The following is a 12,353-nucleotide window of genomic DNA, read 5'->3' on the forward strand; positions in this document are numbered from 1 at the left end:
AAGCGACGCTGACCATCGCGGTCGAAGCGGTCAACGACGCACCCGTCGCCAACGACGACAGCGTGACCACCAGCGAAGACACGGCCATCACCGGCAACGTGCTCACGGCAGTGGCCGAAGGCGACGTGACCGACACCGACGTGGACGGCGACACGCTGACAGTGACGCAATTCGTGGTGAACGGCACCACCTACGAAGCGGGCGACACGGCGGAAATCGACGGCGTGGGCACGCTGGTCATCAACGAGGACGGCAGCTACACCTTCACCCCGGCGGACAACTACAGCGGCGACGTGCCAGAGGTGACCTACACCATCAGCGACGGCACCACGACCGACGAAGCGACGCTGACCATCGCGGTCGAAGCGGATACACCGGTCATTTCGAGCACATCGAGCAAGGTCTATGAGGAGGCGCTGACCAACGGCATCGTCGATGCGGCCAATGGGTCCGCCGCCCAGGTCGCGGACACGGGCACGTTCACCATCACCAGCGGCAACGACATCGACGTGTCGGACATCGTGCTGTCCGGCCCCGACGACGTGACCAGCGGCGGGGAGGCGGTGGCCTGGACGTGGGATTCGACCACCCAGACCCTGACCGGCACGGTGGACGACGGCACCACCACGGTGATGACGATTTCCGTTGACAGCTTCACCGACAACGTCGATGGCACCTACACGGTCGCGTACACCACCAAGCTGCTCTCGGCCATCGACCACAGCAACACCACCAGTGAGGACACGGCGTCGCTGGCCTTCACCGTCAGCGTCAGCGACGACACCAGCGGTACAACCGGCACCGGCACCCTGACGGTGGACGTGGTGGACGATGCGCCGGTGGCGGTCAACAGCGTCGCCACTGCCTCGGTCAACAACGAGACCGCCGCCAACCTGATGATCGTGCTGGACATCTCGGGCAGCATGAACACCGCCGCTGGCGACGGCACTCGTCTGAGTGCGGCCAAGGAGGCGATCACCGCGCTGATCGAGGCCTACGACGAGGCCGGCGAGGTGATGGTGAACATCGTTCTGTTCGGCACCACCGCGAGCAACTTGACCTCCGGCTGGATCACCGCTGAAGAGGCGCTGACGTTGATCGACGACATCGCCACCAGCGGCTCCACCAACTACGATGCCGCGCTGGCCGAGGCCATGGATGCATGGACCGAGTCGGGCGCGCTCGAAGGCGACGACGTCCAGAATGTGCTGTACTTCCTGTCCGATGGTGAGCCGACCCGGGGCGACGGCAATACCAGCCAGCTGAGTAACGCCAGTGTTAATGGCACTACCGATGCGGGCATCTCGACCGCCGAGGAGGCCATCTGGCATGCCTTCCTGGAGCAGTACGGCATCACCGCGTATGGGCTGGGCATATCCTCAGATGCAACCGCCGAGTACATCGAGCCGATTGCCTATGACGGTGTTGCCCAAACGGACACTGAAGTGATCATCGTCGAGGACGTGGACGACCTGAGCGATGTGCTGACGGGGCTGGTGGTTTCGTCGGGGGTCACCAGCAACCTGGTGAACGGCGACCTCGCCGAAGAGACGGGCTTCGGCGCCGATGGCGGCACCGTGTCCGTCCTCGCAATGGATGACATCACCTATGCCTACGACAGCTCGGCCTCCACGTTGACCGTGACCGACGCCAGTGGCAACACGGTGGAGTCGGGCTCGGGCTACACCTACGACTCGACCGAGCACGTGCTGACCATTACCGACGAGCACGACGGCACCCTGGTGGTGGACCTGGACACCGGCGACTACACCTACACGCCGAGCAGCGATATCGAAGAAGGCTATACCGAGACGGTGAGCGTCACCCTGGCCGATGCCGACGGCGACAGCGCGACCGGCCTGCTGACCCTGTATGTGTCCACCAGCGGTGACGACAGCTTCACCTGGGACGGCACCGCCGGTACGCTGGACGGCGACGACGGCAGCGACACGGTGGCCTTGAGCGGTGTTGCCAGCATCAGCGGCGAGGACCTGGCGGCCACGCTGACCAACATCGAGGTGCTGGACTTGACCAGCGACGCTGTCAGCATCACCAGCCTGACGGCTGCTGACGTGTTCGACATTACCGGATCGTCCGAAGACACCAGCATCACGCTGACCATCGACGGCACCGACGATGACAGTGTGCAACTGGGCGGCAGCGCTGACGACTGGACCGTCACGGACAGCGGCGCTTACTTGCTATATACCTATACAGCAGACGGCACGGCGGTGAAGATTGACGATGACATCACGGTCAGTTACGCCACCTTGGCCCCAGTCTGAGTTTGAGGTGGTTGCATTCGAATTGCCCCTCCGGGCACGCGCCCGGAGCGGGTTCGGATGCAATCACCCTGTGCGTTGATGCAAAAACCATAGCTGCCAGCCCCTGTTCATGAATGATTTCAGCTGTAAAACACCTTGAAATCATCTATGGATAAGCGCTGGTAGCTCCTATTTTCAAAAGACAAAGGTTTTCATGTTCGTTTTCATGGCCCCCTTCACGCTGCGCCGCACGGTGCTGGCAGGTCTGGCTGCTGCGGCGTTGGGTGCGGCGGCATCGGCGGCAGCCGAGCCGCTGGACCTGCCCGGCGCGGTGCGCGCGGCGGTGCAGTCGCACCCGGGGGTGCGTGGCGCCCGGCAGAGCCTGCTGTCGGCCAGCGAGGGCGTGGAGGCGGCCAAGGCGGGCTACAAGCCGCAGGTCAAGGGCGGCATCGAGAACCAGAACAACCTGCACCAGGCCAGCGGCTACGGGTCGCGCCACGTGTTCACCGCCAAGCTGACGGTGTCGCAGATGCTCTACGACTTCGGCAAGGTGGATGGCGCGGTGCGCAAGGCCGAATCGGTGGCGCAGGCGGGCGCGGCGCAGGTGCAGGTGGCAACCGATGACATTGCCCTGTCCACCGCGCAGGCGTGGGTGGATGCGCATTTGCAGCAGGCGCAGGTGCAGATCGCGCAGGAACAGCTCGACGGCGTGAAGGCCATCGCCAAGCTGGTGGGCGAGCGCGCCGACAAGGGCGCGACCACGCGCTCGGACGTGGAGCAGGCGCGCTCGCGCGTGCAGGCGGCGCAATCGCAATGGCTGGGCACCAAGGCCGAGGCGCAGCGCGCCGCCCTGGCGCTGATGCACCTGACCGGCCGCACCGCGCCGGTGGAGATCGCGGGCCCGGTGCCCGCCGTGCTGGTCGATGCGTCCGGCGCGGGCGCATGCCAGGGCGGCGCCGACCTGGACAGCCCCGCCGTGCGCCTGGCCGACGCCCGGCGCGCGCAGGCCCAGGCCGACCTGGACGTGGCCAGCGCGCAGCGCAAGCCCACGATATCGCTGGACGGCAGCGTGGGCCAGGCGCTGACCAAGGGTTCGCGCCTGTACGGCGAGCGCACCAGCGCGCAGATAGGTTTCAGCGCGGACATGCCGCTGTACGAGGGCGGCGGGCTGGAGGCGCGCGAGCGCGCCGCCGCCTACCAGTTGCAGGCGTATGAAGACGCCGCCGCCCAGGCCCGGCTGGAGATGCGCCAGGGCTTTGCCGACGCCCAGGCGCAGGTCGAAGGCTGGGCGTCGCGCGCCCCGGCGCTGGCGTCGCGCGTTGCCAGCATCCGCGAGACGCGCGACCTCTACCGCCAGCAGTACCTGCAGATGGGCACGCGCTCGCTGCTCGACCTGCTCAACGCCGAGCAGGAGTTCCACAGCGCACGCGCCGACCAGGCCCAGGGCGAGCACACGCAGTACCGCGTGGCGGTGCAATGCCTCTACTACAGCGACCGGCTGCGCAGCGCGTTCGGGCTGGATGACGCCGCAGGCGGAGCGACCGCCGGGGCCGCGAAATGACGGTTGAGCAGGCCACGCCAGAGGCGCGGGCAGCGCTGGCGCCGAACCAGAATCCCCAGGGGGACGGTGGACGCGCCGCTTTGCTGAACGGCTGGCGCGATGCCGTGCTGGCCGTGGCGACGCATTACCAGCTGAACGCCTCGCCCGAGCACATCCGCGTGGCCGCGCAATGGAACAGCAGCGAGCCGACCGAGGCCCAGGCGCGCGAGATGGCGCGCATGGCCGGGCTGGGCTGGCAGCGCGTGCGGCCCGATCTGGCCGCGCTGACGCGGTGGCGGCTGCCGGTGGTGGTGCAGCTGGATGGCGACGGCGATCATGTGCAGGTGGCCGTCATCACCGCCACAGGCCCAGCCGGGCTGACGCTGATGATGAGCGGCGACGGCGGTGCAGGCACCGTGCGCCGCGCCGCCGATCTGCAGCCGCACGTGCAGCTGATGGCCGTGCTGCGCCCTCTGGAATCAGCCGCCGACGCGCGGGTGGACGACTACATCCGCCCGGTGGAGGAGAACTGGCTGCGCAGCCTGGTGCTGGTGGACGTGCGGCCTTATGCACACATTCTGATGGCCTCGTTCATCACCAACCTGATGGCGCTGGCGGGGGTGATCTTTTCGATGCAGGTCTATGACCGCGTGGTGCCCGCGCAGTCCATGCCCACGCTGTACGTGCTGTTTGGCGGCGTGCTGCTGTCGCTGGTGTTCGCCTGGGCCATGCGCAATGCGCGCACGCGCATCACCGACCTGCTGGGCAAGCGGGCCGACCTGCGCATCAGCGACCGCGTGTTCGGCCATGCGCTGCGCGTCAGGAACAGCGTCCGGCCCAAATCCACGGGCACGTTCGTCTCGCAGATCCGCGAGCTGGAGCCGGTGCGCGACATGCTCACGTCCACCACCATCGCGGCGGTGGCGGATTTGCCGTTCTTCCTGCTGTTCTGCGTGGTGTTCTGGCTCATCGCGGGCTGGCTGGTGGCGGTGCCGCTGGCGGCGTTCGCGCTGCTGCTGATCCCCAGCCTGCTGGCCCAGCGCCAGTTGCGCAACCTGGCCCAGTCGGGCATGCGCGAAGGGGCGCTGCGCAACGCGATGCTGGTGGAGACGGTGCAGGGCATCGAGGACATCAAGCTGCTGCAGGCCGAGGAGCGCTTTCAGAACCAGTGGAACCACTACAACGCCGTCAGCGCCGATTCGGGCCTGGCGCTGCGCGACCTGCTGGGTCGGCTGAACAACTGGATGCAGACGGTGCAGGGCGCGGCCTTTGCCGTGGTGATCTTCTTTGGCGTGCCGACCGTGATGGCGGGCGAGATGAGCACCGGCGTGCTGGTGGCCGCGAGCATTCTGGTCAGCCGCATGCTTGCGCCGCTGTCGTCGGTCACCACGGTGCTCAACCGCTGGCAGCAGGCGAAGATCGCCGCGCAATCGCTGGACCAGCTGATGCGCCTGCCCGTGGACAACCCGCGCGATTCCACGCGCGTACACCGCCCGGCGCTGCAGGGCGACTACACGCTGATGGGCGCGGTGTTCAGCCACGACGGGCAGACGGCGGCGCTGTCGGTCAAGGTGCTGACCATCAAGGCGGGCGAGCGCATCGCCGTGCTGGGGCGCAACGGCGCGGGCAAATCGACGCTGCTGCAGGGGCTGTCGGGCCTGATGGAGCCGCGCGACGGGTCGGTGCTGCTCGACGGCGTGGAGCTGGGCCACATCGACCCGGCGGACGTGCGCCGCGACGTGGGCCTGCTGACGCAAAGCGCCCGCCTGTTCTACGGCACGCTGCGCGAGAACCTGACGCTGGGCGCGCCGCATGCGAGCGACGAGCAGATTCTGGCGGCGCTGAAGGCCGCCGGTGCCTGGGCCTACGTGCGGCGGCTGCCGCTGGGGCTGGATCACCTGGTGCAGGAGGGCGGGCTGGGCCTGTCCGGCGGGCAGCGCCAGGGCCTGCTGCTGGCGCGCACGCTGCTGCGCGCACCGCGCGTGCTGCTGCTGGACGAGCCCACCACGGCGCTGGACGATACCGCCGAGCGCGATGTGATCGCCAGCCTGCGCGCGCTGCCGCCAGGGCACACGCTGGTGATTGCCACGCACCGCAGGGCGGTGCTCGACGTGGTGCAGCGTGTGATCGTGGTCGATGGCGGCGCCATCGTGATGGATGGCCCGCGCGACGAGGTGCTGGCAAAACTGCGCGGCGGGCCGATGCCTGCCAAGCCCGCTGCTGCTGCTTCTGCCGCCGCTGAACCTGCGCGCTTTGTGCTGCGCAGGCAGCCGGGCGTGCGCAAGGACACGGAACTGGACAAAGGAGTGCAGGCATGAGCAACGCCATTGCACCGGCATTGTTCGCATCCCAGGCGCTGGCCCCGGCGGGCGCCAGGCCGGGCATGCCGACCGGTGCTGTCGGTCCGCGCGCGCCGCTGCCCGATTTGAGCGACTTGAACGAAACCCGCGCCACGCGCTCGGCGCGGGTGGTGTGGGTGGCAGCGCTGTTCCTGGCACTGTTCTTCGGCTGGGCGTGGTTCTTCGAGATCGACGAGGTGTCCAGCGGCACGGGCAAGGTGATTCCGAGCACGCGCGAGCAGGTGATCCAGTCGCTCGAAGGCGGCATTCTGTCCAAGCTCAACGTGCGCGAGGGCCAGGTCGTGGAAAAGGGCGAGGTGCTGGCACAGCTCGACCCGACGCGCAGCGAATCGAACGTGGAGGAGACGGCCGCACGCTACCGTGCCGCGCTGGCCGCCAGCGCCCGGCTTCATGCCGAGGTGGAGGGCCGGTCAAGCATCGACTTTCCGCCCGAACTGGACAAATGGCCGCAGTTGAAGGCGTCGGAGCTGGCGCTGTTCAAGTCGCACCGCACCAGCCTGAGCGAGACCGTGGGCGGCCTGAACGCGGCGCTGGCGCTGGTCAAGCGCGAGCTGGGCATCACCGAGTCGCTGATGAGCACCGGCGCCGCCAGCAACGTCGAGCTGATCCGCCTGCAGCGCCAGGCTGCCGATCTGACGCTGAAAATCGCCGAGGCGCGCGCGGGCTACATGGTCAAGACCCGGGAAGACCTGGCCAAGGCCGATGCCGACGTGAAATCGCTGCAATCGGTGGTGCGCGGGCGGGCCGACACGCTGGAGCGCGCCACGCTTGTCGCGCCGGTGCGCGGCATTGTCAAGAACCTGAACGTGACGACCATCGGCGGCGTGGTGCCGCCCAATGGCTCGGTGATGACCCTGGTGCCGCTGAACGACCAGCTGCTGGTCGAGACGCGCATCTCGCCGCGCGACATTGCCTACATCCACCCCGGCCAGAGCGCGCTGGTGAAGGTGACGGCCTACGACTATTCGATCTTCGGCGGACTGGAGGGCGTGGTGGAGACCATTGCGCCCGACACGCTGCGCGACGAGGTCAAGCCCGAGATCGTGTATTACCCCGTGCTGGTGCGCACCAAGGCCGATGCGCTGGTGGACAAGGCTGGGCGCAGCCTGCCGATCACTCCCGGCATGGTGACCACCGCCGACATCCGCACCGGCCGCAAGAGCGTGTGGGACTACCTGACCAAGCCACTGAACAAGGCGCGCGAGGCGCTGCGTGAGCGCTGATTCACCATCCAACGGAAGAAGAGAGATGACCATCATGACCATCAAGCCCCCCTCCCTGATTGCCCTGGTGCTGGCCGCTGCCAGCCTGTGCGCCGCGACCCCGGCGCTGGCGGGCCATTCCAACCCGATCGATCCGGTGAGCAACCCGAACGAGCTGGTGTTCACCGACGTGAACATGGAGATCCCCGACTACCGGGAGCTGTTCGTGCGCGACGGCGCCGTGCAGGGTGTGAACCACTTCCGCGACGTGGTTCCCGGCATGCCGCAAGAGCAGGCCCTGGCCAAGTTCGGCAAGCCGCTGGCAGAGTCCGACGGATCGCGCGGCCGCGAGTGGGACTACAACTTCAAGTTCGTGCTGGACCGCTCCGGCCACTACGTCGTCTGCCAGTACAAGCTGGTGTTCGACCCGCAGCGCCAGGTGCGCGAGCAGGTCTGGCGCCGCCGCCAGTGCCAGCAGTGGGCCCAGGCCGTGCCCGCGCCCGTGCCGGTGGCAGCGCCCGCGCCGGTGGTGCTGCCGATCCGCAGCGTGAACTTCGACTTCGACAAGGCGGCGGGCCGCGAGGATGCGCTGGCGATTCTGGACGCCGACGTTGCCGTTCTGCTGCAGGCCCCGCAAATGCGCGTGTCCATCGAAGGCCACACCGACCTGTGCGGCTCGATGGCGAGCAACCAGGCGTTGTCCGAGCGCCGCGCCAAGATGGTGTATGACTACCTGATCTCCAAGGGCGTGCCCGCAGCGCAGCTGGTCGGCCCCACGGGCTACGGCGAGACCCGCCCGCTGGTGCATACCCCGCAGACGGCCCCTGGCTGCCGCAGCGAGACCAACCGCCGCACCGAGCTGAACGTGATCAGCGGCGGCTGACGGCTCGCCACGGGTGCATCGGGGCGGAAGGGGCGCTCAGTAGCTCCGCCCGCCCTTGTACATCGCATGCTGGCGCCGGTTCAGCGGCGCCACCTGGGCCATCCTGCCCATGGCCGCGCCCGCGTGGGCGTGGGTGATGGCCAGGCCCAGGCCGTCGGCCGCGTCGGTGCCGGGCAGGCCGGGCAGGTGCAGCAGGCGGCGCACCATCTCCTGCACCTGGGCTTTGGCGGCGCGGCCATGGCCGACCACGGCCTTCTTCATTTGCAGCGCGGTGTATTCGGCCACGGGCAGGTTGCAGGCCACCAGGGCCGTGATGGCCGCGCCGCGCGCCTGGCCCAGCAGCAGGGTGGACTGCGGGTTGACGTTGACGAACACGATCTCGACCGAGGCCACGTCGGGCTGGTAGCGCGCCGCCACCTCGGTGATGCCGTCGAACAGCACCTTCAGCCGCCCCGGCAGGTCGCCCAAAGCGAGCGACGTGGTGCGGATGGTGCCGCTGGCGACGTAGCTCAGGTGGTGGCCGTCCACGTCCACCACGCCGAAGCCGGTGGTTTGCAGGCCGGGGTCGATGCCGAGAATGCGCATTTGCTCTTGAATTGATAGCTGCTGGTGCTTGTTGGATAAGCGCTAGAGGCCGATTTGGCTCATAAACCGAAGTACCACCGCACCGAGTGGAAGAACACCGGCGCCGCAAAGCACAGCGCGTCCACGCGGTCCAGCAGGCCGCCCGCGCCGGTGACGGACTGGCCCTGCATGCCCCAGCTCGTGATGCCCCGGTCGCGCTTGAGCGCCTTCATCACCAGGTGGCCCAGGCTGCCCGCAAAGCTGGCCAAGAGCGCCATGCCCAGCGCCTGGCCGGGCTTGAACGGCGTGATGAAGGTGAGCAGCCCGCCCGCCAGCCCGCCGCTGGCCACGCCCGCCAGCCAACTCAGCCACTGAAAGCTCTGGCTGACCTGCGGCGCCACCGGCTTGTGCGGGAAGCGCCGTCCCAGCAGGTGCTGCACCACCATGCAGGTCTGCACCACGAAGACCAGAAAGAACACCAGGAAGGCGCCCTTGTCGCGGTAGCCCGGAAAGTCCAGCAGCAGCAGCGCGGGCACGTGGCTCATGCCATAGACGCAGACCATGATGCCCCACTGCAGCTTGGCGTTGCGCTCCAGAAAGCGCTGCGGGTCGTTGGCCAGCGCGCTCACCACGGGCAGCGCCAGGAACACATACACAGGGATGAACACCGTGAACAGGTCGAAGTGCCGCGTGCCGACCAGCGTGAACTGCATCGGCAGCACCACGAAGAAGGCCAGCACCAGGCTGCGGTGGTCGCCGCGCCGCGTGGGCGAGAGCGTGATGAACTCGCGCAGCGCGAAGAAGCCCACGATGGCGAACAGCACCGTGGCCACCGTGTCGCCCAGCACCCAGCCCACCCAGAACACCGTGGCCATGCCCCAGGATGTCTTGAGCAAACTCCAGAAGCGCCGCGCCTGCTGCTGGCGCGCCTCGGCCTCGGGGTCGTCGCTGGCGTGCTCGCGCAGGTTGCGCACGAAGGCCCAGGCGGTGACCATGGACAGGATGCCGAACACCACCAGGAACAGCGCGCCGATCTGCTGGGTGGCCGTGAGGCTGCGCAGGAAGCTGTTCAAAGTCACACCTCCCGCAGGGCGATGACGGCCTGGCGCGCGCGGTCCAGGAAGGGGCGGCGCTCCTCGCCAGGTTCGAGCGCAATGGGCGCGCCAAACGTCACCGAGCACAGGATGGGCACCGGCACCACCTCGCCCTTGGGCATCACGCGCTGCACGTTGTTGATCCACGCGGGCACCAGCACCACGTGCGGGAACATCTGCGCCAGCTTGTACAGGCCGGACTTGAACGGTTGCGGCTCGTCGCCATGGCCGCGCGTGCCCTCGGGGAAGATCACGATGGAGTCGCCGCTTTCAAGCGCCTGCACCAGCGGCGCCAGCGGATCGGACGCGGGCTGCGCCTCGGGGTTGGACCCGGCCTGGCGGTCCACATAGACGGCGTTGAACACCGCCGTGGTGATCCACTGCCGGAACGGCGTCTTGGTCCAGTAGTCCTTGGCCGCGATGGGGCGGGTGATGGAGCGCAGTTCCTCGGGCAGCGCCGCCCAGATCAGCACCATGTCGGCATGGCTCTGGTGGTTGGCGAAATAGATGCGCTGCTCGGCCTTGGGCGGGCAGCCGTACCAGCGGGCCTGCGACCCGGTCAGAAAGCGCACGACTCCCAGCAGCAGGAGACTCATCAACTTGGCAAGCATGGGGCGGGATGATACGGGGGCCGCCGCAGGACAGCCGCCGCAGGAGTCAGGAGTGCGCGGCAGGCTCCAGCGACAGCTTGAACCCCATGGCGCGGATGACCTTGAACAGCGTCTCCGAGCTGGGCGCGCGCTCGCCGGACAGGCTCTTGTAGAGGCTCTCGCGCGACAGGCCGGTGTCGCGCGCCAACTGGGTCATGCCGCGTGCGCGGGCGATGTCGCCCAAGGCGGCGGCCAGTTCTGCGGGGTCTCCGTCCTCCAGCACCTGCCGCAGATACTCGGCGATCTCCTCCTCGCTGCCCAGATAGTTCGCCATGTCAAACGGGCGGGTCTTGATGGTCTTGCTCATCTTGCAACTCCAGAGCCAGCGCCTTGGCTCGTTCAATGTCTCGCTCCTGGGTGGACTTGTCGCCGCCCCCGAGCATCAGGATGAGGGTGGTGCCCCGCATCACGTAGTACATGCGCCAGCCAGGGCCGAAGAATTCGCGCATCTCCCAGATGCCGTCGCCCACCGGCTTCACGTCGCCCAGGTTGCCGCGCGCAGCCTTGCCCAGGCGGCGGCGCAACCGGATGCGCGTAGGCATGTCGCGCAGGCTGTCCACCCACTGCACGAAATGCTCCGTTTCGATGACGATGTACATGGCCAAATTGTAGCCAGGAGGCTACGGCGTGCAAGCTGCTACGGCAGCTCCGCGCTGCCCATGCGCGCCAGGATCGTCTGCGTGCGCCCCGCCAGGTAGGCCGAGCCGGGCGTCTTTTCAAAGCGCTTGGGCGCGGGCAGCATCACCGCCAGGCGGGCGGCCTCGGCGGCGGTCAGGCGGGCGGCGCTTTTGCGAAAGTAGTGCTGTGCGGCGGCCTCGGCGCCGAACACGCCGTTGCCCCATTCCACGCTGTTGAGGTAGATCTCCAGGATGCGCTGCTTGCTCAACAGCAGCTCCAGCGCCATCGTCAGCACCAGCTCCTGGCCCTTGCGCAGCAGCGTGCGTTCGCCTGACAGCAGCAGGTTCTTGGCCAGCTGCTGGGTGATGGTGGAGCCGCCGCGAATCTTGGGGGGGCGGGACGGCGTCTTCTGCGCCCGCGCCTCGGCCTTGGCGTTGCGCTCCCAGGCTTGTTCGATGGCGTTCCAGTCCACGCCGTCGTGGTTGGCAAAGCCGTCATCCTCGGACGCGATCACCGCCCGCTTGAGCGTGTCGGCGATCTCGCCGTAAGGCATCCACTGCTGGCGCCAGCGCACCTGGCCGGTGGCGGACAGCTGCGCCCACGCCTCGGAGCGCTGGAAGGTGGTGGACTCGGGCGCCAGCACCGCCATGGCGGCGATGCGCAGCACGAAGAACAGCTGCAGCGCCACGAAGGCGCACAGTACCAGCCCCAGCCAGCGCAGCACGCCTTTCATCGCAGTTCTTGCAAGACCTGGGCGGACGGCGGGCGCACGCCGCGCCAGATGTGGAAAGCCTCCGCCGCCTGCTCCACCAGCATGCCCAGCCCGTCGCGCGGCACGGCGCCGTGGGCGCGCGCCCAGTCCAGAAAGCCCTGCGCGGCGGGGCCGTACATCATGTCGTAGGCCAGGCAGCCGGGGCGCAGCACGCGCGCGTGTACGGGCACGGCATCGCCTGCCAGGCTGCTGGCCGTGGCGTTGATGATGACATCAAAATCAGCCTCCAGCGCTTGTGGGGCAAGCGCAAGCAGCTCTGCTTTTTGTAGCAACGCCAGGGCGGCATGCGACTGCACCAGCGCCTGCGCCCTGGCCAGCGTGCGGTTGGCCACGGTGACGTGGGCCGCGCCCGCGTGCAGCAGCGGCCCCAGCACGCCCGCCGCCGCGCCGCCCGCGCCCACCAGCA

Annotated in this window: 11 protein-coding genes and 1 pseudogene; 5 read left to right on the forward strand and 7 right to left on the reverse strand. The window is 68.2% G+C overall.

The window, feature by feature from the left end; all coding sequences use genetic code 11:
* The 5 genes from QM569_RS02210 to QM569_RS02230 all read left to right on the forward strand — a co-directional run.
* Positions 1 to 2,285, forward strand: a 2,285-nt coding sequence (locus QM569_RS02210) for an Ig-like domain-containing protein (protein WP_414985591.1), incomplete at its 5' end; no start/stop codon positions are given.
* A gap of 193 nt (positions 2,286 to 2,478) precedes the next feature.
* Positions 2,479 to 3,825 (forward strand): TolC family outer membrane protein, encoded by a 1,347-nt coding sequence (locus QM569_RS02215; protein ID WP_414985592.1) that lies wholly within the window; start codon positions 2,479 to 2,481, stop codon positions 3,823 to 3,825.
* A complete protein-coding gene (locus QM569_RS02220; RefSeq protein ID WP_414985593.1) occupies positions 3,822 to 6,122 on the forward strand; it encodes a type I secretion system permease/ATPase in 2,301 nt (766 codons plus the stop codon). The genes QM569_RS02215 and QM569_RS02220 overlap by 4 nt, the downstream gene beginning before the upstream one ends.
* A 65-nt stretch (positions 6,123 to 6,187) precedes the next feature.
* A complete protein-coding gene (locus tag QM569_RS02225; RefSeq protein ID WP_414985601.1) occupies positions 6,188 to 7,387 on the forward strand; it encodes an HlyD family efflux transporter periplasmic adaptor subunit in 1,200 nt (399 codons plus the stop codon).
* A gap of 34 nt (positions 7,388 to 7,421) precedes the next feature.
* Entirely contained in the window at positions 7,422 to 8,249 is an 828-nt protein-coding gene (locus QM569_RS02230; RefSeq protein ID WP_414985594.1) for an OmpA family protein, read from the forward strand.
* A 36-nt stretch (positions 8,250 to 8,285) separates the two neighbouring features.
* On the opposite strand, the gene ruvC is transcribed toward QM569_RS02230, so the two are convergent.
* From ruvC to aroE, 7 genes and pseudogenes are all read right to left on the reverse strand, one after another.
* Positions 8,286 to 8,834 carry a crossover junction endodeoxyribonuclease RuvC gene (gene ruvC, locus QM569_RS02235; protein WP_414985595.1) on the reverse strand — a complete coding sequence of 183 codons (549 nt, stop codon included), beginning with the start codon at positions 8,832 to 8,834 and terminating at the stop codon, positions 8,286 to 8,288.
* Between the two features lie 59 nt (positions 8,835 to 8,893).
* A complete protein-coding gene (locus QM569_RS02240) occupies positions 8,894 to 9,886 on the reverse strand; it encodes a phosphatidate cytidylyltransferase (protein ID WP_414985596.1) in 993 nt (330 codons plus the stop codon).
* Between the two features lie 2 nt (positions 9,887 to 9,888).
* Positions 9,889 to 10,518: a lysophospholipid acyltransferase family protein gene (locus tag QM569_RS02245; RefSeq protein ID WP_414985597.1), complete on the reverse strand. Its 630-nt coding sequence runs from the start codon at positions 10,516 to 10,518 to the stop codon at positions 9,889 to 9,891.
* Positions 10,519 to 10,564: 46 nt separating this feature from the next.
* Entirely contained in the window at positions 10,565 to 10,864 is a 300-nt protein-coding gene (locus tag QM569_RS02250; RefSeq protein WP_414985598.1) for an addiction module antidote protein, read from the reverse strand.
* Entirely contained in the window at positions 10,833 to 11,156 is a 324-nt protein-coding gene (locus QM569_RS02255; protein WP_414985599.1) for a type II toxin-antitoxin system RelE/ParE family toxin, read from the reverse strand. The genes QM569_RS02250 and QM569_RS02255 overlap by 32 nt, the downstream gene beginning before the upstream one ends.
* Before the next feature lie 38 nt (positions 11,157 to 11,194).
* Positions 11,195 to 11,908, reverse strand: coding sequence for a monofunctional biosynthetic peptidoglycan transglycosylase (gene mtgA / locus QM569_RS02260; RefSeq protein WP_414985600.1), 714 nt, complete (start codon positions 11,906 to 11,908; stop codon positions 11,195 to 11,197).
* Positions 11,905 to 12,353: pseudogene (gene aroE, locus QM569_RS02265) on the reverse strand (shikimate dehydrogenase); the annotation flags it as partial. The pseudogene aroE and the gene mtgA, both read right to left, overlap by 4 nt.

The organism is Acidovorax sp., assembly GCF_047607405.1.
Lineage (GTDB): Bacteria > Pseudomonadota > Gammaproteobacteria > Burkholderiales > Burkholderiaceae_C > Acidovorax.